The sequence below is a fragment of the Streptomyces tardus genome, assembly GCF_018101125.2.
Lineage (GTDB): Bacteria > Actinomycetota > Actinomycetes > Streptomycetales > Streptomycetaceae > Streptomyces > Streptomyces tardus.
Genome location: NZ_JAELVF020000004.1, coordinates 554627 through 577112 on the forward strand (window position 1 = coordinate 554627; position 22486 = coordinate 577112).

21 protein-coding genes and 5 pseudogenes are annotated in these 22486 nt (G+C 70.6%); 10 read left to right on the forward strand and 16 right to left on the reverse strand.

Going from position 1 to position 22486, the window contains the following annotated elements; genetic code table 11:
- The first annotated feature begins 112 nt into the window (after positions 1 to 112).
- The gene (locus JGS22_RS24935; RefSeq protein WP_211041087.1) at positions 113 to 295 is read left to right on the forward strand and encodes a tail-anchor membrane protein; all 183 of its coding nucleotides are present in this window, start codon (positions 113 to 115) and stop codon (positions 293 to 295) included.
- An 82-nt stretch (positions 296 to 377) separates the two neighbouring features.
- Entirely contained in the window at positions 378 to 1382 is a 1005-nt protein-coding gene (locus tag JGS22_RS24940) for an oxygenase MpaB family protein (RefSeq protein ID WP_211041088.1), read from the forward strand.
- A gap of 72 nt (positions 1383 to 1454) precedes the next feature.
- Here the strand turns inward: JGS22_RS24940 and JGS22_RS24945 are convergent, their stop codons facing one another.
- The gene (locus JGS22_RS24945) at positions 1455 to 1883 is read right to left on the reverse strand and encodes a PPOX class F420-dependent oxidoreductase (RefSeq protein ID WP_211041089.1); all 429 of its coding nucleotides are present in this window, start codon (positions 1881 to 1883) and stop codon (positions 1455 to 1457) included.
- Positions 1884 to 2011: 128 nt separating this feature from the next.
- Between JGS22_RS24945 and JGS22_RS24950 the strand changes: the two genes are divergently transcribed.
- The gene (locus tag JGS22_RS24950; protein WP_211041102.1) at positions 2012 to 2404 is read left to right on the forward strand and encodes a roadblock/LC7 domain-containing protein; all 393 of its coding nucleotides are present in this window, start codon (positions 2012 to 2014) and stop codon (positions 2402 to 2404) included.
- Positions 2405 to 3195: 791 nt separating this feature from the next.
- Here the strand turns inward: JGS22_RS24950 and JGS22_RS24955 are convergent.
- The gene (locus tag JGS22_RS24955; RefSeq protein ID WP_211041090.1) at positions 3196 to 5709 is read right to left on the reverse strand and encodes a DEAD/DEAH box helicase; all 2514 of its coding nucleotides are present in this window, start codon (positions 5707 to 5709) and stop codon (positions 3196 to 3198) included.
- Positions 5710 to 5865: 156 nt separating this feature from the next.
- Here JGS22_RS24955 and JGS22_RS24960 point away from each other — a divergent pair, with 156 nt between their 5' ends.
- Entirely contained in the window at positions 5866 to 6660 is a 795-nt protein-coding gene (locus JGS22_RS24960) for a metal-dependent hydrolase (RefSeq protein WP_211041091.1), read from the forward strand.
- A 179-nt stretch (positions 6661 to 6839) separates the two neighbouring features.
- Here the strand turns inward: JGS22_RS24960 and JGS22_RS24965 are convergent, their stop codons facing one another.
- Complete coding sequence (locus JGS22_RS24965) at positions 6840 to 7295, reverse strand: MarR family winged helix-turn-helix transcriptional regulator (protein ID WP_211041092.1); 456 nt, start codon at positions 7293 to 7295, stop codon at positions 6840 to 6842.
- Positions 7296 to 7480: 185 nt separating this feature from the next.
- Here JGS22_RS24965 and JGS22_RS24970 point away from each other — a divergent pair, with 185 nt between their 5' ends.
- On the forward strand, positions 7481 to 9322 hold the full coding sequence (locus JGS22_RS24970; protein WP_211041103.1) for an ABC transporter ATP-binding protein: 1842 nt from the start codon (positions 7481 to 7483) through the stop codon (positions 9320 to 9322).
- A gap of 108 nt (positions 9323 to 9430) precedes the next feature.
- On the opposite strand, the gene JGS22_RS24975 is transcribed toward JGS22_RS24970, so the two are convergent.
- Positions 9431 to 9835, reverse strand: coding sequence for an NUDIX hydrolase (locus JGS22_RS24975; RefSeq protein WP_211041093.1), 405 nt, complete (start codon positions 9833 to 9835; stop codon positions 9431 to 9433).
- A gap of 194 nt (positions 9836 to 10029) precedes the next feature.
- On the opposite strand from JGS22_RS24975, the gene JGS22_RS24980 reads away from it, so the two are divergent.
- Positions 10030 to 10689 (forward strand): nuclease-related domain-containing protein, encoded by a 660-nt coding sequence (locus JGS22_RS24980; RefSeq protein WP_236074335.1) that lies wholly within the window; start codon positions 10030 to 10032, stop codon positions 10687 to 10689.
- Between the two features lie 157 nt (positions 10690 to 10846).
- Here the strand turns inward: JGS22_RS24980 and JGS22_RS24985 are convergent, their stop codons facing one another.
- Complete coding sequence (locus JGS22_RS24985) at positions 10847 to 11242, reverse strand: VOC family protein (RefSeq protein ID WP_211041095.1); 396 nt, start codon at positions 11240 to 11242, stop codon at positions 10847 to 10849.
- Between the two features lie 410 nt (positions 11243 to 11652).
- On the opposite strand from JGS22_RS24985, the pseudogene JGS22_RS24990 reads away from it, so the two are divergent.
- Positions 11653 to 12195 (forward strand): annotated as a pseudogene (locus JGS22_RS24990) (O-acetyl-ADP-ribose deacetylase).
- A gap of 85 nt (positions 12196 to 12280) precedes the next feature.
- Here JGS22_RS24990 and JGS22_RS24995 read toward each other — a convergent pair.
- The 4 genes and pseudogenes from JGS22_RS24995 to JGS22_RS25005 all read right to left on the reverse strand — a co-directional run.
- The gene (locus JGS22_RS24995) at positions 12281 to 12577 is read right to left on the reverse strand and encodes a YiaA/YiaB family inner membrane protein (RefSeq protein ID WP_211041096.1); all 297 of its coding nucleotides are present in this window, start codon (positions 12575 to 12577) and stop codon (positions 12281 to 12283) included.
- Positions 12578 to 12832: 255 nt separating this feature from the next.
- Entirely contained in the window at positions 12833 to 13630 is a 798-nt protein-coding gene (locus JGS22_RS25000) for a maleylpyruvate isomerase N-terminal domain-containing protein (RefSeq protein WP_211041097.1), read from the reverse strand.
- A 680-nt stretch (positions 13631 to 14310) separates the two neighbouring features.
- Positions 14311 to 14709: a dCTP deaminase domain-containing protein gene (locus JGS22_RS27615; protein WP_505011424.1), complete on the reverse strand. Its 399-nt coding sequence runs from the start codon at positions 14707 to 14709 to the stop codon at positions 14311 to 14313.
- A pseudogene (locus JGS22_RS25005) lies at positions 14615 to 15721 on the reverse strand (NAD(P)-binding domain-containing protein); the annotation flags it as partial. The pseudogene JGS22_RS25005 and the gene JGS22_RS27615, both read right to left, overlap by 95 nt.
- A 59-nt stretch (positions 15722 to 15780) precedes the next feature.
- Between JGS22_RS25005 and JGS22_RS25010 the strand changes: the two are divergent.
- On the forward strand, positions 15781 to 16203 hold the full coding sequence (locus JGS22_RS25010; RefSeq protein ID WP_211041099.1) for a secondary thiamine-phosphate synthase enzyme YjbQ: 423 nt from the start codon (positions 15781 to 15783) through the stop codon (positions 16201 to 16203).
- Between the two features lie 171 nt (positions 16204 to 16374).
- On the opposite strand, the gene JGS22_RS25015 is transcribed toward JGS22_RS25010, so the two are convergent.
- The 5 genes and pseudogenes from JGS22_RS25015 to JGS22_RS25030 form a co-directional block, all read right to left on the reverse strand.
- A complete protein-coding gene (locus JGS22_RS25015; protein WP_211041100.1) occupies positions 16375 to 17142 on the reverse strand; it encodes an SDR family NAD(P)-dependent oxidoreductase in 768 nt (255 codons plus the stop codon).
- The gene (locus tag JGS22_RS26650; RefSeq protein WP_372454359.1) at positions 17139 to 17807 is read right to left on the reverse strand and encodes an MFS transporter; all 669 of its coding nucleotides are present in this window, start codon (positions 17805 to 17807) and stop codon (positions 17139 to 17141) included. The genes JGS22_RS25015 and JGS22_RS26650 overlap by 4 nt, the downstream gene beginning before the upstream one ends.
- On the reverse strand, positions 17777 to 18205 hold the full coding sequence (locus JGS22_RS26655) for an MFS transporter (protein WP_236074336.1): 429 nt from the start codon (positions 18203 to 18205) through the stop codon (positions 17777 to 17779). The genes JGS22_RS26650 and JGS22_RS26655 overlap by 31 nt, the downstream gene beginning before the upstream one ends.
- A gap of 127 nt (positions 18206 to 18332) precedes the next feature.
- Positions 18333 to 18874, reverse strand: a pseudogene (locus tag JGS22_RS27515) (cyclophilin-like fold protein).
- Positions 18871 to 19590, reverse strand: coding sequence for an SDR family oxidoreductase (locus JGS22_RS25030; protein ID WP_216815159.1), 720 nt, complete (start codon positions 19588 to 19590; stop codon positions 18871 to 18873). Before JGS22_RS25030 ends, JGS22_RS27515 begins: the two are co-directional and overlap by 4 nt.
- Between JGS22_RS25030 and JGS22_RS25035 the strand changes: the two are divergent.
- Positions 19571 to 19706: pseudogene (locus tag JGS22_RS25035) on the forward strand (glycerophosphodiester phosphodiesterase family protein); the annotation flags it as partial. The gene JGS22_RS25030 and the pseudogene JGS22_RS25035 sit on opposite strands and share 20 nt — an antisense overlap.
- A 365-nt stretch (positions 19707 to 20071) precedes the next feature.
- On the opposite strand, the pseudogene JGS22_RS27225 reads toward JGS22_RS25035, so the two are convergent.
- Together JGS22_RS27225 and JGS22_RS25050 are read right to left on the reverse strand one after the other, a co-directional pair.
- A pseudogene (locus JGS22_RS27225) lies at positions 20072 to 20176 on the reverse strand ((R)-mandelonitrile lyase); the annotation flags it as partial.
- Positions 20177 to 20347: 171 nt separating this feature from the next.
- On the reverse strand, positions 20348 to 21364 hold the full coding sequence (locus JGS22_RS25050) for a zinc-dependent alcohol dehydrogenase family protein (RefSeq protein ID WP_211042159.1): 1017 nt from the start codon (positions 21362 to 21364) through the stop codon (positions 20348 to 20350).
- Positions 21365 to 21587: 223 nt separating this feature from the next.
- Between JGS22_RS25050 and JGS22_RS25055 the strand changes: the two genes are divergently transcribed.
- Entirely contained in the window at positions 21588 to 22469 is an 882-nt protein-coding gene (locus tag JGS22_RS25055) for a helix-turn-helix transcriptional regulator (protein WP_211042160.1), read from the forward strand.
- Positions 22470 to 22486: the final 17 nt, after the last annotated feature.

Genomic DNA, 22486 nt, shown 5'->3' on the forward strand with positions numbered 1-22486 from the left:
GGGGTTGGCGCGACCCCTCGTGCGGGAACGCGAAAGGTGCTGACGGCGTTCAATGGAGGGAGCGGCGCCGGACCGACCGGTCACGGCCCGCGCGCACTGGGAGGCGGAAAGCATGAGCACACAGGGGAAAGTCGCCATCGGAGGCGTCGCGATCGGGCTTCTGCTGCTGATCTGGCTGCCGTTGTGGGCGGTTCTGCTGATCGTCTTCGGCGTGCCGGCGATCGCGTACCTCACTCTCGACCCCTCGCAGCGTTCGAGGCTCAAGCGCGTCTCGCGCAAGCAGATCGGAAGCTGAAGCCTGCTGAAGCAGGACGGCGGGCGAGGGCGGGAAGGTAGCCTTCGTCCGTCCCACTGTGCTGTGCAAAGGAGTTGAGCGGATGCGGCGCTACGACCGGCTCAGGCACATCCTTCGGCTGGACCCGGTCGAGGACTGTGAGGAGATCTTCCGCCTCATCGTCACCCGCGAGTTCCCCTGGGACACCGCGCGCGCCCTGGAGTTCGCGCTCTACCGCACCTACGCCGTGCCCAGCATCGGCCGGCTGCTCGCCGAGACCGCGGAGCTGACCGAGCGCAGCCAGAAGCGGTACGACGACACCGCGCTGCTGCTCGACGCGCTGATCGAGCACGGCCATTCCTCGGAAGAGGGACGGACCGCGATCCGCCGAGTCAACCGGATGCACCGCGCCTACGACATCTCCGACGACGACATGCGGTACGTGCTGTGCACCTTCGTCGTCGTCCCCGTGCGCTGGCTGGAGAGCTACGGCTGGCGCGCCCTCACCGCGCACGAGCGCACCGCGGTGGCGACGGTGTACCGGCAGCTGGGCAAGCTGATGGGCATCCGCGAAGTCCCCGAGGACTACGAGGGCTTCGCGCGCTTCCTGGACGAGTACGAGACCGCGCACTTCGGCTACGACGAGGGCGGTCGCGCGGTCTCCGACGCGACACTCGATCTGATGGCCTCCTGGTACCCGAAGCCCCTCGCGCCGTTCGCCCGCCGAGCCGCCCTCGCCCTGATGGACGAGCCGCTGCTGCGTGCCTTCGACTACCGCACTCCGCCTGGGTGGCTGCGCCGTACCGCGCGCGGTGCGCTGAGGCTGCGCGGCCGAGCAGTCCGCCTTGCGCTGCCGCCCCGCCGCCGCCCCCACTACGCCCGGCAGAAGTCCCAGATCAGGGGTTACCCGAACGGGTACGCGCTGGCCGAGCTCGGCACCTTCCCGGGGGTGTGCCCGGTGCCGCACCCGGCATCCGCCGCCGATCGGGAGGACCGCGCCGTTGGCGAGGACCGCGCCGAGCGCCTCGGTGGGCCCGGGGGCACGAGCCGTGCCGCCGGTTCGGGCGGCGCCGTGGCGACCGGCGGCAGCGAGCACGAGGAGCAGTGACCGCCGCCGCCCTTCGGTGAGGCGCTTGCGCCGGCCCGGACCGCACCCGAGCGGGCCGGCCCGGACTGCCGCTCAGTCGGCGAGGCCGGCCAGCGCCACTGCCTTGTCGATGCGCAGCCGGACGAGGAGCTCGCCGGGTACGCCGTTGCGCGCGCCGAACTCCTCCGCCCGATCCTCGCCCATGTAACGCGCCGCGATGCGCGTCGCCCAGTGGCGCACCTCCTCGAGGTCCTCCACCAGCTCGGCCCGCCCGGTCACCACCGCGAAGGAGAAGGGCGGGGCGTCGTCGTCCACGCACAGGCTCGCCCGCCCGTCGCGGGCGAGATTGCGGCCCTTGACCGTGTCCGCACCGGTGTTGAAGACGATGTCCGCGCCGTCGAGCACGAACCACACGGGCGCGACATGGGGGCTGCCGTCCGCGCGGACCGTCGCGAGCTTGCCGGTCCTGGTTCCCTCGGAGAGGAAGGAACGCAACTGATCCTCGGTCATCTGCTGTGCCATGCGCCCATCCTTGGCCTCTGTCCCAGGTGCCGCAACCGGCACCCCGCACGCCTCAATTGGTTGGACAGGCTTATGAGATGGGTAGGTGAGCCACGGCGGTTGCCATGAGATGGAACGAAGGGGACGGGATGGCGCTGAGCGCGAGCCTTGACTGGCTGCTCGACGACCTGAAGCAGCGCATGTCCAGTGTGCGGCATGCGTTGGTGCTCTCCACCGACGGTCTGGTGACCAGCTCCGATGCGGAGCTGGACCGCGGTGACAGTGAGCATTTGGCGGCGGTGGCCTCGGGGTTGCACAGCCTTGCCTGCGGCGTCGGTACACATTTCGACGCGGGGCGGGTCCAGCAGACGATGATCGAGTTCGAGGAGGGTCTGCTCTTTGTGACGGCTGCGGGGCAGGGGAGTTGCCTGTGCGTGCTGACCGGCGCGCACGCGGACGTCGGGCAGATCGCGTACGAGATGACGCTCCTGGTCAATCGCGTCGGAGAGCATCTGGGAGTGGAGGCGCGCCAGGAACCGTGAGGTGCACGGCCTGCCCCCCGCGCCCGAGTCCCTCCGTCGGGACAGGCGCGGCGGGGCAGGCTGCGCTGGTGAGTGCGGTGGTGCGCCGCGTCGGTCTCGTGCGTGGGTGCGGGTGCGTCTGCGGGTGCGGATGTCGGGCTCGGCCCTGCCCGGCGGCCCGGGCCGGTCGCGTCTGCAGTGGAGCGGTCTCGTCGGCGCGTGGCGGCGGGTGGCGCCGGTGGGCGGAAGCGGCGCGGTGTGGCGTGAGGTGCGGGCCGGTGGAGCGATGTGCCTAGAAGTTTCCGAAGAGACTGGGCAGCGTGAACAGGCCGTGTGGCAAGGCCGGTTTCGGAGTTGTCCACAGGCCCGTGACGGGAAGTTGCGGATTCGGATAGCGTTGCTCTCCAAGGTGCTCTTTCCGCTGTGGAGGTGTCCGACCGTGTCCGCGACCTCGTACCGGTGCGTGTCCCCGTGTGTCTTCCCGTGGCGTGATCGTGCGATGTGTTCCCCGGTTGCTCCCGGTGGTCGGGAGGAGTCGGGGCGCGCCGCGTCCTGCCCGCCGCACGCTGCCCGATCGGTGCATGCGCCGGTGCGAGTACTGGCGCCCGTGTCGGCACCCGCGGGGCGGCGGTGTGCGGGCTCCCGGGCCGGCCGGGGAGAGGAGGGCAAAAGACACCGAGCTGCCTTCTCCCGGCCGCAGTCGGCGGGCCGTACCACCGGCCAGGAAGCCGGAGTTCGGGCCGCCACCGCCACCGCCACCGCCACCGCCACCGCTACTCACCGGGCGCGGCGACGGTGGCAGTCGGGCGGTGCTAGAGGGGCCCGACGCCGGTGACCTGCAGGACCGCGCGGCCCTCTTCGTCCGAGGCGGCGAGGTCCACCTCGGCCGAGATGCCCCAGTCGTGGTCTCCGCGCGGGTCGTCGAAGGTCTGCCGCACCCGCCACAGCCGGTCCTCGGGCACCTCCTCGATCCGCAGGAGCTTGGGGCCGCGCGCGTCGGGGCCGGAGCCGAGCTCGTCGTACTCCTCCCAGTAGGCGTCCATCGCGGCGGCCCAGGCGTCGGAGTCCCAGCCCGATTCGCCGTCCAGCGCACCGAGTTCGTGGACCCGGTCCATCGCGGCCAGCTCGACCCGCCGGAAGAGTGCGTTGCGCACCAGGACCCGGAAGGCGCGGGCGTTTCCCGTGACGGGGCGCACCTGGTCGGCCCGCGCCTGCGCCTCCTCTGCGGTCTCCTCGGCCGGGTTGGCCAGCTGCTCCCACTCGTCGAGCAGGCTGGAGTCGACCTGGCGGACCATCTCGCCCAGCCACGCCACGATGTCCTGGTAGTCCTCGGACTTCAGATCGTCGGGGACGGTGTTCTCGAGTGCCTTGTACGCGCTGGCGAGGTAGCGCAGCACGATGCCCTCGGTCCGGGCGAGTTCGTAGTGGGAGACGAACTCCGAGAAGGACATGGCATGTTCGTACATGTCCCGCACCACGGACTTCGGCGAGAGCGGGTGATCGCTGACCCACGGGTGCGAGCGGCGGTAGAGGTCGTAGGCGTGCCAGAGCAGTTCGTCCAGCGGCTTGGGGTAGCTGATGTCCATCAGCCGCTCCATCCGCTCCTCGTACTCGATACCGTCCGCCTTCATCTCGCCCACGGCCTCGCCCCTGGCCTTGTTCTGCTGAGCGGCGAGGATCTGGCGCGGATCGTCCAGGGTCGACTCCACGACCGAGACCATGTCCAGTGCGTAGGAGGGGGATTCGGGGTCCAGCAGATCGAAGGCGGCCAGGGCGAAGGTGGAGAGCGGCTGGTTGAGTGCGAAGTTCTCCTGGAGGTCCACGGTCAGTCGCACGGTGCGGCCCTGCGCGTCCGGTTCTGCGAGCCGCTCCACCACGCCGCCGTCGAGCAGGGAGCGGAAGATCGCGATGGCCCGCCGGATGTGGCGGAGCTGGGAGCGCCGGTCCTCGTGGTTGTCCTCCAGCAGCCGGCGCATCGAGACGAACGGATCGCCGGGCCGCGCGATGACCGACAGCAGCATTGCGTGGGTGACCCGGAAGCGCGAGTTGAGCGGTTCCGGCTCGGCGGCGATCAGCTTCTCGAAGGTGTTCTGCCCCCAGCCGACGAACCCCTCGGGGGCCTTCTTGCGCACCACCTTCCGGCGCTTCTTCGGGTCGTCGCCCGCCTTCGCCAGCGCCTTCTCGTTCTCCACCACGTGCTCGGGGGCCTGGGCGACGACCAAGCCGGAAGTGTCGAAGCCCGCACGCCCCGCGCGCCCCGCGATCTGGTGGAACTCGCGGGCGCGAAGCACCCGCACCCGGGTCCCGTCGTACTTCGCAAGCGCGGTGAACAGCACGGTGCGGATGGGGACGTTGACGCCCACGCCGAGCGTGTCGGTGCCGCAGATGACCTTGAGCAGGCCGGCCTGTGCCAGCCGTTCGACGAGCCTGCGGTACTTCGGGAGCATGCCCGCGTGGTGCACCCCGATGCCGTGCCGGACATAGCGGGAGAGGTTGCGGCCGAATCGTGTGGTGAAGCGGAAGTTGCCGATCACCTGCGCGATCTCGTCCTTCTCGGCGCGGCTGCACATGTTGATGCTCATCAGCGCCTGCGCCCGTTCCACCGCCTGCGCCTGGGTGAAGTGGACGATGTAGACCGGGGCCTGGTGGGTCTGGAGGAGTTCTGTCAGCGTCTCGGTGAGCGTCGTGGTGCGGTACTCGTAGCTCAGCGGCACCGGCCGCGTGGCCGAGCGCACCACCGCGGTGTCGCGCCCGGTGCGCCGGGTGAGGTCGTCCTTGAAACGAGTGACGTCGCCGAGCGTGGCGGACATCAGCACGAACTGCGCCTGCGGGAGCTCGAGCAGGGGGATCTGCCACGCCCAGCCGCGGTCCGGCTCCGCGTAGAAGTGGAATTCGTCCATCACCACCTGGCCGATGTCGGCGTGCCTGCCGTCGCGCAGCGCGATCGAGGCGAGCACCTCCGCGGTGCAGCAGATCACCGGTGCGTCGCTGTTGACAGAGGCGTCGCCAGTCAGCATGCCGACGTTCTCGGTGCCGAAGATCTTGCAGAGATCGAAGAACTTCTCCGACACCAGGGCCTTGATGGGTGCTGTGTAGAAGGTGACCTTGTCCTGTGCGAGGGCCGCGAAGTGGGCCCCTGCCGCCACCAGAGACTTCCCCGAGCCGGTCGGGGTCGAGAGGATCACGTTCGCCCCGGACACGACCTCGATCAGGGCCTCCTCCTGCGCGGGGTAGAGGCTGATGCCCCGCTCTTCGGCCCAGGACGAGAAAGCGTCGAAGAGGGCGTCGGGGTCTGCGGGCCGGGGGATCTGATCGATAAGGGTCACGGTCCCCATACTGCCCTCCCGAAGCTCCGGGACGGGAACCGGCGGGGAAGGCCGAGAGCGGAGGCGAGGGAGGGGACAAGATCACGCAGCAGTACGCTGTGGCGCCGGCCACGTGTTCGGGGCGGCTCAACTACACAGCGATGGGGTGGAGTACAGATGATGGGACCGGCGCACTCTCTGTCAGGGGCAGCGGCCTGGCTGGGAGCGGGGGCAGTGGCGGCGGCGCTCGATCGCCCCATGCCCTGGACCGTGTTGGTGGTCGGCGCCCTGATCTGTGCCGGTGCGGCTCTCGCGCCCGATCTCGACCACAGGTCGGCGACGATATCCCGGGCGTTCGGGCCCTTCTCGAAGATCCTGTGCGGGGTGGTCGACAAGCTCTCGTCCGCCGTGTTCAACGCGACCAGGGGCAAGGCCGAGCGGAAGCGGTCCGGCGGCCACCGCACCCTCACCCACACCTGGATATGGGCGGTGATGGTCGGTGCGGGCTTCTCCGCGGCAGCGGTGACCGGTGGCCGCTGGGCGGTTCTGGTGATCCTCTTCATCCACATGGTGCTCGCTGTGGAGGGCTTGCTGTGGCGGATGGCGCGGGTCTCCAGCGACGTCCTGGTCTGGCTGCTGGGGGCGGCAACCGCCTGGATTCTGGCGGAGGTTCTGGACCAGCCGGGGAACGGTTCCAACTGGCTGTTCGGTGCCGAGGGTCAGGAGTACATGTGGCTGGGGCTGCCGATCGTGCTGGGTGCGATCGTGCACACCATCGGTGACTCGATCACGATCTCGGGCTGCCCGATGCTGTGGCCGCTGCCCATAGCGCGCAAGCGGTGGTACCCGCTGGGCACTCCGCGCTTCATGCGCTTTCGGGCCGGCACCTGGGTCGAGACGCGCGTGCTGATGCCCGCCTTCGGTGTCATAGGCATCGGCAGCACGCTGATAGCTCTCGGCGTGGTCGGCTGAGCGAGCCGATCCGAAGGTCTGCCCGCGCCAGGGTCGCGGGTGCCGAGAGGCGAAGGACAGGCCGCAAGGTACGGCCGAGAGGTGGGACGAGCGCCGGTCGGGCGAGGCTGATCGACCGCCGCGGTCTGCCAGACGCCGGCAACTCCGTCCCGCGGCGCCCGGCCCCGGTGGCCTCTGGCTCAACGACCGGACGAGGTCGGGGCGTTGGCCGTCCCGGGCTCGAGTGCGGAGAGCAGCGCGCTCAGCTCTTCCTGCTCGGCTCCGCTGAGCGGGGCGAGCAGTTCCCGCACTGCGGAGCGCCGAGCTTCTCGGAGCTGCCGCAGCAGCCCCGTCCCTTCCTCGGTGATCTCGATCCGGGTGACCCGCCGGGAGGTCGCGTCCGGGGCCCGGCGTACGGCGCCGTGCTGCTCGAGCGCGTCCACGAGGCTGGTGATCGCGCGCGGCACGACATCCATCAGTGCGGCGAGGTCGGCCATGCGCGGCGGCGAGCCGCAGCGCTCGAGGGTGCGCAGCAGCCGGGCCTGGGCCGGGGTCACGCCGAGCGGCTCCAGTCGACGCCGCTGTGCGCGGTGCAACCGACGTGTGAGATCGGCCAGTTGGTCGGCCAGTCGGCCGGAGGAGTCGACGGAACTCATGACGGGAGCATAACAGGACTCACTACATTGTGAACATAGGTAACTGTGTCCTATGCTCGGTGACGCGGGAGCGTCCGGCACTCTGTCCTGCGTGCGCCTGCCCGAAGGGGCGGGCCGTACGACGGACCGCGTCGTCGACGGAGTGCGTCGTCCCGTACCGAGGAGGTCAACCCGTGCAGAACGACGTGCTGCCCAGCCCGCCGACCACCCCCGCGCCGCAGCAGGCCACCGACCACGACCAGGAGACCCGCCCGGGGCAACTGCGCCGCATCCTGGTGCTGTTCCGTCCCTACCGGGCCCGGCTCGCGCTCGTCGGGGTACTGGTCGCGGCAGCCTCCCTGGTGTCGGTGGCGACGCCGTTCCTGCTGCGGGAGATCCTCGACGTGGCGATCCCCGAGCAGCGCACCGGGCTGCTGACGCTCCTCGCGCTCGGCATGATCGCCGCCGCCGTGCTCACGAGCATCTTCGGCGTTCTCCAGACCTTGATCTCCACCACCGTTGGGCAGCGTGTCATGCACGATCTGCGCACCGGCGTCTACTCGAAGCTCCAGCGGATGCCGCTGGAGTTCTTCACCAGGACGAAGACCGGAGAGGTCCAGTCCCGCATCGCGGGCGACATCGGCAGCATGCAGGCGACCGTCACCTCGACTGCGACCTCCCTGGTCTCCAACGCCACCAGCGTGATCGCGACGACCGTGGCGATGCTCGCGCTGGACTGGCGACTGACCCTGGTCTCGCTCGCGCTGCTCCCGCTGTTCGTCTGGATCAGCCGCCGGGTCGGACGTGAGCGCAAGCGGATCACTGCCGAGCGGCAGAAGCAGATGGCCACCATGGCCGCCATGGTCACCGAGTCGCTCTCGGTCAGCGGCATCCTGCTCGGCCGCACCATGGGCCGCAGCGAGTCGCTCAGCCGGGACTTCGCCGAGGAGTCCCGGCGCCTGGCCGATCTGGAGGTCCGCTCCAGCATGGCCGGGCGGTGGCGGATGGCCACCATCGGCATCATCATGGCCGCGCTCCCGGCCCTGCTCTACTGGGCGGCGGGCGCGATGCTGCTCATCGGCGGGCCCGCGCTGTCGATCGGCACACTCGTCGCCTTCGTCACGCTCCAGCAGGGGCTGCTTCGCCCTGCCACCTCGCTGCTCAACACGGGCGTGGACATACAGGCATCCCTCGCCCTCTTCCACCGGATCTTCGAATACCTGGACCTGCCGGTGACCATCACCGAGTCCGCGGACCCGCACCGCCTGCACCGCGCCCGCGGTGAGGTCCGCTTCGAGAACGTCACCTTCGGCTACGAACCCTCCGGACGCCCCACGCTCAGCGAGGTCGAGCTGATCGTTCCGGCCGGCACCAGCCTGGCTGTCGTCGGCGCCACCGGCGCGGGCAAGAGCACCCTCAGCTACCTGGTGCCCCGGCTCTACGACGTGAGCGACGGCCGCGTCACCCTCGACGGCGTCGACGTGCGCGACCTGGACTTCGCCTCGCTCGCGGCGGCGGTGGGCGTCGTCTCCCAGGAGACCTACCTCCTGCACGCCTCGGTCGCAGCGAACCTGCGCTTCGCCAAACCCACCGCCACCGACGCCGAATTGGTCGCGGCGGCCGAAGCGGCCCAGATCCACGACCACATCGCAGCCCTCCCGGAAGGCTACGAGACCGTGGTCGGAGAGCGCGGCTACCGCTTCTCCGGCGGTGAGAAGCAGCGCCTCGCCCTGGCCCGGACGATCCTGCGCGATCCGCCCGTCCTCATCCTCGACGAGGCGACCAGCGCGCTGGACACCCGGACCGAGCACGCGGTGCAGCAGGCGATCGACGCGCTGTCCGCAGGCCGCACCACGCTGACCATCGCGCACCGTCTCTCCACGGTCCGGCAGGCGGACCAGATCGTCGTCCTGCACGAGGGCCGCATCGTCGAACGCGGCACACACGAGGAGTTGCTGCGCCGCGACGACAGATACGCGGCACTGGTGCGTCGCGAGGCGGGTGGCCGGGAGCCGGCGGAAGCGACGATCGGCAAGAGCCCGGCGTAGCGGACGTCCCGGGCGGCCTCGCACCATAGGCACGCTCAGCGCCGGGCTCCTTCTGCGCCTCGGCCCGTGCGCTCCGAGAGCGTCAACCTCGCCCGAGGCTGCGGGCGTTCATCTCTCGATCCAGCCGCGAGCCAACAGTTCGTCGAATACCAGCCGGTCCACGGGCGGGGTGCGGAAGCGTTCCGCGTACCCCAGCCAGGCCATCTCCTCGATCTCCGCCGAGGGTTCCGGCTCCCCGGCGAAGGCCGCCGTGTAGCAGGCCATCCGTACGCGGGGGACGGGCGAGTGCGGACCTGCCGGGGCTTCGTAGGTGCCGAAGTGGCGTGCGGTGTCCGGGTCCAGTCGCACCGTCAGCTCTTCGCGGGTCTCCCGGACGAGCGTGTCCAGATCGCTCTCTCCGGGGTTGCGCTTGCCGCCGGGAATGAAGAACAGCTCCTTGCCGTGTGACCTGGTGCCCAGCACCAGTCCGCCGCGCAGGTGGATCCAGGCGACAGTGTCGATCAACTTGTTCATTCCAGGTGGCTCCGGTGGCTCGTCGGTCGGCGCGGAGGCGGTCCGTGCACCGCGGCACGCCGGTTCGCGGGGACGGCGCGTCCCGTTCCCACGGCGCGTCGTGCCTTGGCCCGCCAAATGCCTGCTTTCCCCGGCCTGTTGGCCGTGACGGGCAGCCATGCTGTCATGTGCGGGGGCCGGGAGAGGGGGCGCAGTTGCGCGGAACGCCCGAGGACGGCCGACTCTGGCTGCATCCGGATGACGACCTCGCCCCGAACCGGCCCGGAGAGTCGCTCCACCGTCCGGGGGAGTCGGTGCAGCGCGGGGCCCTCGCCCGGTCGATCGCGCGGCTGCTGGGACGTCCGCTGCCCGAACGCGACACCGCGAGCGCGCTGCTCGCTGCCGAACGGGTCGCCGACGAGCTGGAGCAACTCGAACTCGGCGGCTGGTACGTCCTGCACTCGCTGCCGCTGCCCGACGGCACCGAACTCGGTCATCTGCTGATCGGCCCCGGCGGCACGTACACGGTGTCCTCGCGCTGGTACCCGGCCGCCCGCGCGGAGGTGCGGGACGGGGACACGGTGCACGGGGCCGCGCTGCCGCTGCCGCTGGTGCGCCACTGCCGCCGCGGCGCGGTCCAGGCCGCCCACGTGCTGTCCCGCGCGGCGGGAACCGAAGTGCCCGTGACCGCCGTACTGGTGCTGGTCGGCGCGCACCGCGTAGTGCGCTCGGCGGCAGCCGCGGACGATGTCGCGGTCCTCAGCGACGGCAACGTCCGGGGTCACTTCCTGCGGTGTGGGGGAGTGCTCGGCCCGGCCTGGGCGGCCGGGCTGCACGCGTTGGCCCGCGACCGCCGCACCTGGCGGGCGGGCTGAGCCGGCCCCTGCACGGGCCCGTGCAGGGGCCGCCCCGGTACCGGTTCGTCCTCGCAGGTGCGGCGAACGCAAGTAGGCGGCAGGCGCCACCCCGTGCACCCCGGGGCAGCCGCCGTGGTGCACGAGTTGCGCCCCGGAGTTGCCGCGAGCCACACCGTCAGCGTGGCCGCAGGCGGATGACCGGGCGGCTCGGCCTGTCGGGTGCGAACACGTGGAACTCGTTGCCCTCGGGGTCGGCCATCACGTCCCAACAGTGCTCGGCGTCCCCGCGGCGGACCATCGTCGCCCCGAGCTCCAGCAGATCCTCGGTGCGGCCCCACACGTCGAGATGCATACGGTTCTGCGCGGACTTGGCCTCCGACGCCGGGTTGATCCAGATGACCGGCCCCCGCCCGCGGGGATCGTGGATCGGGACCGGGTACTCCGGCCTCGACTCCTCGCCGCCGGCAGGAGCCTGCCTGCGGGTGTATCCGAGCACGCGGCACCACCAGTCGGCGAGCGCCTGGTGGTCCGTCGCATCCAGCGCCAAATCCTTGAATTCCGCTACACCCATGGGCAAATCGTACGCAGAGTGGGGAGTCCAATCGACGGCTGCACGCCGTGAGTCGCAACGGCACCCACCCGAGGCCGCACCGGTGCAGTTCGAAAGGCCTGATGGCTCGTCAACGCAGTCGTGGCCAGGGCCGGTTGCCACCCTCGGAGTCTCGCCGCTGCTGCGGCCGGCGTCGCGAACCGCCCAGCGCCTCGTATCCTCGCGGGCTGCTGCGGTGCTCCGCTGCCGCCCCGCAGGTACCCAACTGCCCGCCGACTGCACCGTTCAGCCTGCATCCGCTCGTCCCGCGTCGCTGAATCCGCCCCGACCGGCCCCGTGCGGGTCAGCACCCCACCGTTGGGCACCACACCGCACCGCACTGCCCGGGAATGCGCCGACCGGGCGCAGGCACCCCGCCCTATTCTGTTCGTATGCCAGAGATCCGGATGCTCCTCGGTGACATCACGGGACAGCACGTCGACGTGATCGTCAAGGCGGCCAACTCCTCGTTGCTCGGCGGAGGGGGCGTGGACGGTGCGATCCACCGCAAGGGCGGGCCCGAGATCCTCGCCGACTGTCGGGCGCTGCGCGCGGGGCACTACGGCGGCGGGCTGCCGACCGGCCGTGCCGTGGCCACCACCGCAGGACGACTGCCGGCCCGGTGGGTCGTGCACACGGTCGGGCCGGTGCACGGGCCCGGCGCCGACGGGCGGGAACTCGCTTCCTGCTACCGGGAGTCCCTGCTCGTCGCGGACGAGCTGGGTGCCCGGCCCGCACCGTCGCGTTCCCGGCGATCTCCACCGGGGCCTACCGCTGGCCCTTGCAGGAGGCCGCGCGCATCGCGGTACGGACCGTGAGCACTGCGAGCACCGCGGTGGAACAGGTGAACCTTCGTACTCTTCGACGACCGGGCCCACGACGCATTCGAAGCGGAGCTTGCCGCGGTGCACCGCGGCAAGCCCGAAGCCCGCTGACGCCCGCGGTCGTTGGGGCACCGCAGCCCCGCCCGTGGACCGGGCCCGGCCGTACGACCACCTCAGCACTCCAGGCCTGTCCGGATCAGAGGTTCTTCACATCGAACGGATCGTGCTCACTGATGAGCTTGTCCAGCCGCGCCTTGTCGACGCGGGTGGTCACCTGTGAGTGCTCCTGTCTGTCCCGCACGCATTTGGCGAGAGTGAAGGACGAGGAGACGAGGAAGAGAACGCCGATGGCGAGGAAGCCGCGCTCCCACGCTCCCATCGGCATATAGGCGACACCGATCGTGACGGCGGCGAGCGCCACTGCGAAGGAGAGTGCCGCCTGGAGGAAGTAGGCCGCGGTCATCTGGGGTCGTACGGGCGCGTTGTTCGTCATGGACACAGAGTGCGGCAGCCCGACCGCTGCCGCCTGAGTACGGATACTCAACTCAGCACCTGTCGCGTGCGCGTCGATTGACGAGTACACCTGCGCAGCTCACCAGCTGCCCCCGTGCACCTCCCACCGCCCGCCTGTCCCGGCCGCTCTTCCTCCGGGGGCCTGCCGCTCCTGGGGGTCGGTGCTCGCCCGCTCACCGTCTCGGCCCTACCCACTTCTCGCTCCGCGCCTGCCCCGCGCGGAACGGTCCGCAGGTCAGCCGCCGAAGGAGACCCTCGCCAACCACGCCTCCAGCAGCTCCACATCGCCTCGGACCTCCACCAGCTCGCTTGCCGGGGGCAGTCGGCGGTAGAAGACTCTGAGCACCTCGTCCAGCGGGCCGCTCAGGACCACATCGGCCTCCTTCCGCCCGCCGCGCTGCCACTGCACCCCGTCCGAGCCCAGCTCGATCAGCCACTCGGCGTCGACCCCCTCCGCGGCGTCGGTGGCGGCCAACCGCAGTGAGGCGCCGGCCCATTGGGCCAGCTCACGGACTTCCTCGTCCTCCTCCCACGTGGCCCGCGAGCACACCAGGGTGAGCCATTCGTCGATGGTGTCGGCCGCGACGCTCGGTGCGGTGGTGAAGGGCACCTCGGCGGCGAGGCAGGCGTCAGCGCGGTGCACGACGGTCTCGTGAGTCATCCGGCGCGCCCAGAAGCCTGCTGTCTGATCGGTGAACCACGACCACACGCGGGCATCCTCGCCCGCCTCCTCCAACGCCCGGGAGAGAAGCGCGGCGCCCTCGGCCAGCCATTCGGTCAACTCCCGGACGCCGCCGCCCTCCGGGGGCGTGAACGCGGGCACCTCTTCGTCCGCCACCTCCTCGGTGGCACGGGTGCGCACTATTCGGTCCGCCCAACGGTGGGCCTGGCCCACATGGACCGCCAACTGCTCCAGCGACCAGTCCGGGCAACTGGGCACCTGCGCGCGGAGATCGGCTGACTCCAGCAGCTCGCACAACTCGGCGGTCTCGGAGGTGATGCTCTTTTGATACTCGTGGAATTTCAGGGGCACATGCGCACCGTACGCAGCAACTGCGACACAGCACCATGCGGTTTCCCGCAGGAACGCGGCGACGCCGCTCCTCCCTGGGACGAGGAGGAGCGGCGCCGCGACGAACAGGGTCCGGCCTCAGCGGGCCGACCTGTCGTCCGTCAGACGAGCCAACCCACGAAGTGGATGACACCGGCGAGCAGGTTGGTGATGAGGTCCATCTGTACGTTCTCCTTGTGTGTTGCTCGGGACAGCTCCGTCGTGTCATGGGATTCGCGACGGAGGTGCGGTCGCGGTATGCATCCCGTCGATCGCACAAAGTAATCATCAGCTCTGATGCGGGGTTTCGGCAGCCATATTCCGCACCATCACCCCCACGAGCGAGTGCTCGCGCGAGTGTCCACCCAGAACCCCACCCAACCCGCGAGCGGACCTCGACTCCACCCCCGACCTCAACTCCACCCGTCACGCTCTCGGGCGCCGCAACGTCTCGACGCCGCCCGGTGGCGGGTTCACCTCGAGTCGAGCGCCACCGTCCGCCCCCGAGCAGTCATTTCGACCCGTCGATGGTGCAGCCCTCCAGTATCGACGTACGCCTCGACCGCACCTCCGTCGCGAATCCCATGACACGACGGAGCTGTCCCGAGCAACACACAAGGAGAACGTACAGATGGACCTCATCACCAACCTGCTCGCCGGTGTCATCCACTTCGTGGGTTGGCTCGTCTGACGGACGACAGGTCGGCCCGCTGAGGCCGGACCCTGTTCGTCGCGGCGCCGCGACGAACAGGGTCCGGCCTCAGCGGGCCGACCTGTCGTCCGTCAGACGAGCCAACCCACGAAGTGGATGACACCGGCGAGCAGGTTGGTGATGAGGTCCATCTGTACGTTCTCCTTGTGTGTTGCTCGGGACAGCTCCGTCGTGTCATGGGATTCGCGACGGAGGTGCGGTCGAGGCGTACGTCGATACTGGAGGGCTGCACCATCGACGGGTCGTACGGGTCGATCCGCACCCGCCCCGCGTCGATCTCGGCCCGGATGTCCTTGTCTGAGAGAAGCACGGGACGAGCGTACGCGCACGACAGCGGCCCGGCCGGCACGGTTCGCCCCGATGGTGCTCGCCGAGGGCCCGTACCCCACCAGGTGCACTCGCGGGTCCCGAACCGACCGGGTGCCCTCCAGGCGTACGCCGCCCCCGGGCTCCCTGAGCCCCAGCGGGGCCAGATGCCCGATCGCGGGACGGAAACCGGTCGCCCACACGATCGCGTCCGCCGCGAACGCGCTGCCGTCGGGCCAGCGCACGCCCTCCGCGGTCACCCGCTCGAACATCGGCCTGCGCACCAGCACACCCCGCGCGCGGGCCGCGCGCATCGCCTCGGTCATCGGCAGGCCCGTCACCGACACCACGCTGCGCGGGGGCAGCCCCTCCCGTACGCGCTCCTCCACCCGCGCCACGGCTGCCCTGCCCAGCTCCGAGTCGAACGGCCCCGCCCGAAACTCGGGCGGGCGCCGCGTCACCCAGGCTGTTTCGGCAGCAACCTCGGATATCTCCAACAGATGCTGAACCGCGGAGGTGCCACCGCCCACGACCACCACACGCCGGCCGCGGAACACCTCCGGGCCCGGATAGCGCGAGGTGTGCCACTGCGACCCCGAGAACCGGCTTTGGCCGGGCACGCGCGGCCAGAACGGGCGGTCCCAGGTTCCGGTGGCGTTGATCAAGGCCCGGGTGTGCCACACGCCGACGTCGGTCTCCACTCTCAGCAGCCCGCGCCTCACCTCCCGCTCTTTCCGCACGGCACGCACATCCACCGGCCGACGGATCGGCAGCTCGAAGGTGCTCTCGTAGGACGCGAAGTACTCGCCGATCACCTCGGAGGACGGCCGGTCCGGGTCGGCGCCCGTCAGCTCCATGCCGGGCAGCGCGTGCATCCCGTGCACCCGCCCGTACGTCAGGGTCGGCCAGCGGAACTGCCACGCTCCGCCGGGAGCCGGCGAGTGGTCCAGCACCAGGAAGTCCCGCCACGGTACGAACCCGACCCGCCGCAGGTGGTAGGCGGCGGACAGGCCCGCCTGGCCCGCGCCGATCACCAGCACCGACACCTCGTTCATGTACGGCTCAACAGCGCCGGTCTCCCGAATCTTCCCGCCGCCGGCGCCACAATGGGGGCATGAGCGACCGATTCGACACCTGCATCCTCGACATCACCACGGGCGGCAGCGAGACCGTCGCCGACCTCACCCGCGACTGCGAGACGTACCTCGGGGACGTCGCCCGCGGACGCGACGGGCTGCTCAACGTCTTCGTCCCGCACGCCACCGCGGGCATCGCGATCCTGGAGACCGGCGCCGGCAGCGACGACGATCTGCTCTCCGCGCTGCACGAGCTGCTGCCCGCCGACCACCCCTGGCGCCACCGCCACGGCACTCCCGGCCACGGCCGCGACCATGTGCTCCCCGCCCTCGTCGCCCCGCACGCCACCCTTCCGGTGGTCAACGGCCGCCTCGAACTCGGCACTTGGCAGTCCGTCTGCCTCGTCGACACGAATGTGGATAATCCAGACCGTCAGGTGCGGTTGAGCTTCCTGAGCTGAACAAGGTCGTCCTGGACCGGACCGGCCGGTAGATCTCCGTTCGCCGGACGGTGTCCCGGCCGCCGACGACCTGCGCTCCCCGGAGGGACCCTGAAGCACCGGAATGGGACGAGGGCGAGGTATGAGCCCGATGTTCGGCAGCTCTGTGGTGCCGGACCGAGTAGTGCCTGGCTACTGGGCGGTGTAGCCGCCGTCGACTGGAAGGGCGATGCCGGTGACGTAGCTGGCGCCGTCGCTGCACAGCCACAGGACGGCCTGGGCGATCTCCTCGGCGGTGCCGAGCCGGTCGATGGCCTGGCCCGCTTCGGCCTGGGAGCGGTCGAGCTCTCCGCCTTCGACCATGGCGTCGACCATCGGGGTGCTGATCGTGCCGGGGCAGACGGCGTTGATCCGTACCCCGCGGGCGCCGTATTCGAGGGCGACGCTCTTCGTCAGGCCGATCACGCCGTGCTTGGTGGCATGGTAGGCGGCGCGGCCGGGGTTGCCGACGAGGCCGCCGAGGGAGGAGCAGTTGACGATCGCGCCGCTGCCCTGCTCCCGCATGTGGCGCAGTTCGTGCTTCGTGCTTGCCCAGATGCCGCGGAGGTTGATGCCTTGGACGCGGTCGAACTGCTCGGCGCTCTCGTCGGCGGCGTCGGTGGGTGGGGGCATGATCCCGGCGTTGTTGTAGGCCATGTCGAGGCGTCCGAAGGTTTCGACGGTGCGATCGACGGCGGCGGCGACCTGGTCCTCGTCGGTGACGTCGCAGATCAGGGCGAGGGCCTTATGGCCGGCGTCGGTGAGTTGCTTGGTGGCGGCGTTGACGGCGTCCTCGTTGATGTCGGCGAGGGCGACGGCCGCGCCTGCTTGGGCGAAGGCGCGGGCGGTGGCCAGGCCCATGCCGGAGGAGGCGCCGGTGACGAAGGCGACGTGGCCGGTGAAGTCGTAGGTGGGGTTCATGATGGTTGCTCCCAACGAGGTTGTACGGGCGTGGTGTTCAGCGTGCGGTCGCGTCGGAGGCGTCGGCCGTCTCCGGTTCGGCGGCCGTGTCGGTGGGGTGGTGGGCGACGACCCGGGGAAGGGCCGTTGGTGCCGCGCAGCGCGGGGGCGATCAGGGGCAGCAGGGTGAGCGCGGCGAAGACCGCGCCGACCAGGACCGGGCCGGTCAGGCCGAGCGAGGAGTCCAGGGCCCGGCCCGCGACGAGGGAGCCGGCGGCGATGCCGGTGTTGTAGCCGGAGGTGGTCAGCGCCGAGGTCAGGGTGGGGGCGTCGCTGGCGAAGCGGACAGCGAGGGAGGTGGCGACCGGGTTGACGGTCAACCCTGCCAGCGCCGTGCCGAAGACCAGGACCACGGCGGCCACCGGGCTGTTCGAGGCGGGGATCATGGCCAGCAGGATGAGGGAGGTCGCTGCCGACGCGGTGATCGTGGTGGCCATCGGGCGGTGGTCGCCGAGACGGCAGCCGATCGCGGTGCCGCCCAGCACCCCGACACCGAAGGCGATCAGCACCAGCGGTACGGCACCGGCCGGAATGCCCGCCCGGTCGGTCAGCAGCGGCGTGATGAAGGTGTACATCGCCAGGACCCCACCCATGATCAGCACGGCCGCGCCGAGGGCCAGCCACAGCCGCCCCTGGCGAAGGGCCCGGACCTCGGCCCGGACGGAGACCTCGGCCCGCCGACCGCGCGGGTGGGCCGGGCCGGGCCCGCGGTGGTGGTGGCGATGACGAAGCCGACGGCCCAGAAAGCTCCGGTGGCCAGGGCGGTCACCACGCGGGCGGTGAGCACGACGGTGAAGAAGGGGCTGAGCGCGGCGACGGCGTGGCCGAGGGCGAAGACGGCGAGGGCGCCGATGAGGGTGTGGCGCTGCGGCAGGCGCAGGGTGGCCAGGGCCATGGCGGGTCCGCCGACGATCATCCCGACGGCGAACGCGGTGACCAGGAGGCCGGCGTGGGACACGCTGACATTCAGGTCGGCGGCCATCTCGGGCAGCAGTCCGGCGATGACGAACTCGGTGGTGCCCATCAGGAACGTGCGGCGGCGAGCACCCAGACGACGAGGGCAGCTTGCCGGAGGCGGACCCGGTGGCGGAGGGCATGCGAAAACTACTTCCCGTATGAGGAGGCGGGCGGATTTCAGGCGGAGGGCGCGGTCAGGGGGCGGCCTCGATGGTGATCCGGTCGGCCCCGGCGAGCTGGTCGCCATCCGCGTCGATGTGGCCGAGGACCAGCAGGTCTTCCGAGGCGGAGGGGCCGTCCTTGTAGAAGATGGCGAGGTTGCCCCAGGGGGCGTAGTTGGTGAGGTCACCGGTCTTCGGCGCCTGCGGTTCGGGCGCGTTCTCGGTGGTCAGCTTCCTCGGCGGATCGGCGACCGCTCGGTTCCGTGGAAGTCCTCCAGGTCCAGGGTGAGCGGGAGCAGGGAGGCCAGGTCGCGTGCGGCGGGGCTGTCGTTCAGGGTCGCCTCGACCTCCTGCCCGTCGATGGTGACGCGGATGTCCATCGGAGTGCTCCTGTCTGATCCGGACGGGTTCGCGGATGCCGACCTCGGCGGTTCCCCGGATGCCGGGGCGGACGACGAGGCGGTGGTGGTGGGGGCCCGCTCGGCGGACGAGTCGTCGGAGCAGGCGGTCGCGGCCAGCAGCACGCCGACAACGGCTGAGGTGGTCAGAGCGCGGCGAAGGGTAAGGGCGATCATGAGATGCCGTCCTGCGGGTCGGGCATGGGCTCGGCGTAGCGACGGAAGCCTGTGCGGTCGGTGTGCAGGCCGTACAGCAGCTCGGCCAGCTTCTCAGGGCTGGGGGTCGTGGAGTCGGGGCTGATCGCCCCGGGCACGATGAGCTGGGCTGCGTGGATGTTCTCCTCGGCGAGCGCGGTGTGGAGCATCTGCGCGTACGCGCACTCGGCGGCGAACGCGATCGAGGTACCGGCGACCTTGGGGTTCGGGCGTACCGCGCTGCCGCCGTTGACGAACAGCAGGCTGCCCCGGCCCAGCTCCCGCATCCCGGGCAGGACCGCGTTCACGCAGGTGAGCGGGCCCTTGACCGAGAACGCCAGCGGGTCGTCCAGATCGGCCGCCGAGGTGTCCAGGACCGGCTTCATGAAGTCGCTCCGGGGCACCGGGCTGAACTGGAGGATCTCGACAGGCCCCAGAGTGTCCGCAGCTTCGTGCAGGGCCGTGGTGAGGGAGGCGGGGTCGAGGACATCGGCGGTGAACCCGCGAGCCTGGATGTCCTCCTGCGCCAGCTCGTACACCAGGTTGTCCTGGTGCTGGATGCTGCGCGAGAGAAGGGCGACGGTGTGGCCCGCCTTGCCGAAGCGGCGGGCGGCGGCCAGGCCCAAACCGGGGCCGGCGCCGACGAGAGCGGGTGCACGAAAGTGGCACGATGACGCAGTGCGCCCCCTTTCCGTCATCGCCCATCGAGGGGCGTCCGAGGACGCTCCCGAGCACACTCTGGCCGCCTACCGCAAAGCCATCGAGGATGGCGCCCACGCGCTGGAGTGCGACGTCCGCCTCACCGCCGATGTCCTCGACCCCGCCTCCCTCACCACGGCCCTGCACGAAGCTGCGGACACTCTGGGGCCTGTCGAGATCCTCCAGTTCAGCCCGGTGCCCCGGAGCGACTTCATGAAGCCGGTCCTGGACACCTCGGCGGCCGATCTGGACGACCCGCTGGCGTTCTCGGACGCCCCTCGATGGGCGATGACGGAAAGGGGGCGCACCGGTGGCCGGGGCGATGGCGTACTCCTCGTCGGTGACGGGATTCAGCCAGTGCACGACGTCGTGGTCGTCGTCGCCCTCGTTGATGGCCAGGTGGACCATCAGCCGGTTCGGCGCGGCACCGTGCCAGTGCTCCTCGTCGACCTCGAACAGGACGCGGTCGCCGGGCCGGATGACCTCCACCGGCCCGCCCCGCCGCTGGCACAGGCCGATCCCTTCGGTGACGAAGACGGTCTGACCGAGCGGGTGGCGGTGCCAGTGGGTCCGGGCGCCCGGCATGAATGCACCAGGTTCGCGGTGACCCTCGACGGGGCAGGGGCTGCGGCGACGGCGTCGATGTAGACGTCGCCGGTGAACCAGTCGGCCGGCCCCTTGGCGGTGTCGATCGAGCTGCGGGTGATCTGCACGGAGAATCTCCTCGTACGAGAAGGGGATGGGGCGGGGCTGGGCTCAGGGGGTGAGGAGCGTCTTGATGGCGCGGCGTTCGTCCATGGCCTTGTAGCCCTCGGCGACCTGGTCCAGGGGGAGGGTGAGGTCGAAGACCTTGCCCGGGTCGATCGCACCCGCAAGGACGCGGTCGATGAGGTCGGGCAGGTAGCGGCGAACGGGGGCGGGGCCGCCGCGCAGGCCGATGTGGGAGAAGAACAGTTCCTGCCCGTCGACGGCGACCTCGTGCGGGACGCCGACGAAGCCGACGTTGCCGCCGGGGCGGGTGGAGTGCAGGGCCTGGCTCATCGACTCCTGGGTGCCGACGCACTCCAGGACGCTGTCCGCGCCGATCCCGCCGGTCAGCTCCTTGATCCGCGCCGCACCTTCCTCGCCGCGTTCGGTGACGATGTCGGTCGCGCCGAACTCGCGGGCGAGGTTCTGCCGGCTCTCGTGGCGGGACATGGCGATGATCCGCTCCGCCCCAAGTTCCTTCGCGGCGATGACCGCGCACAGGCCGACCGCGCCGTCACCGACGACCACGGCGGTGGAGCCGGGCTTGACCTCGGCGGCCTCGGCGGCCCACCAGCCGGTGCCCATCACATCGGAGACGGCCAGCAGCCCCGGCCAGAACTTCTCGTCCGGCACGCCGTCCGTGGCGACCAGGGTGCCCTGGGCGTTGGGGATGCGGACGTAGTCGGCCTGGCAGGTGGTCATGAACTCGACGTTCAGGCAGCTCGACTGGAACCCGTTGCGGCAGTTCGCACAGGTGTTGTCGGAGGTCGCGAACGAGCCGACGACCAGCTGGCCGGGCTTGACCGCCGTCACGTCGGAGCCGACTTCCTCGACGAAGCCGACGTACTCGTGGCCCATCGGGTGCGCGTGATCGGTGGGCTCCACGCCGCGGTAGGGCCACAGGTCCGACCCGCACACGCAGGTCACGGCCGTGCGGATGATCGCGTCGGTCGGCTTGAGGATCTTCGGATCCTGAAGGGTCTCGAAGCGGATGTCGCCGGGGGCGTGAATCACTGCGCCGCGCATGAGAGAGGTTCCTTTGCGTTACCGGGTACAGGGTGCGAACCCCGGAACACGGACGGCGGATCGCCCGGGGCCGGGTGCGGGCCCCTCCTCCGCCTGTCAGGGGCCGGAAGAGAAGCACCACGTATCCCAGGCAACCGCCCCTTCACGCGCGTAGCGAGTCACTGACGAAGGGTGTACCAGCAGTACATCCCTATGGCGGCGTGCGGGACGTACCGTCGATGGCATGGACAACCGTGAGGAGGTCCGCGAGTTCCTGACCTCGCGGCGCGCCAAGATCACCCCCGACCAGGTCGGACTGCCAGGAGGTTCCCGTCGCCGTGTGCCGGGCCTGCGCCGCAGCGAGGTCGCCGCCCTGGCGGACATGAGCGTGGAGTACTACTCGAAACTGGAGCGCGGCGACCTCGCCGGAGTCTCCCCGGGGGTTCTCGAAGCCCTCGCCCGCGCGCTGCGGCTCGATGACGCCGAGCGCTCCCACCTGGTGAACCTCGCCCAGGCCGCCGACGGCTCCGACGCCCTCAGCCGCCCCCGCCGGCGCACCGCGACCCAGCAGTGGACACCGCACCGCAGTTTGCAGTGGACGCTGGACGCGGTCACCGCCGGACCGGCGTTCGTCCGCAACGGCCGGATGGACGTCCTCGCCGCCAACCAGCTCTTCCGCGCGTTCTACACCGACCTCTACGCCACCCCGGGCAACCAGGAGAACCTGGCCCGCTTCACCTTCCTGGACTCCGCCGCCCGCCGCTTCTACCCCGACTGGGACTCCTTCGCCGACATCACCGTCGCCATCGTGCGGACGGAAGCCGGACGCAACCCCCACGACAAGGACCTCCACGACCTCGTCGGAGAACTGTCCACCCGCAGCGACGAATTCCGCACCCGGTGGGGTGCGCACAACGTCCGCCACCACAGCACCGGCACCAAGCACTTCCACCATCACGCCGTCGGCGACCTCTCCCTCGCCTTCGAGGGCCTGGACATGGCCTCCGCCCCCGGCCTGAACCTCACCATCTATACCGCCGAACCCGGCTCACCCTCGGAAGAGGGACTGCGGCTCCTTGCCACCTGGGCCGCCACCCAGGACACCGAGCGGTCGGCAGCCAGCTGAACTGCGGCTACCCAAAA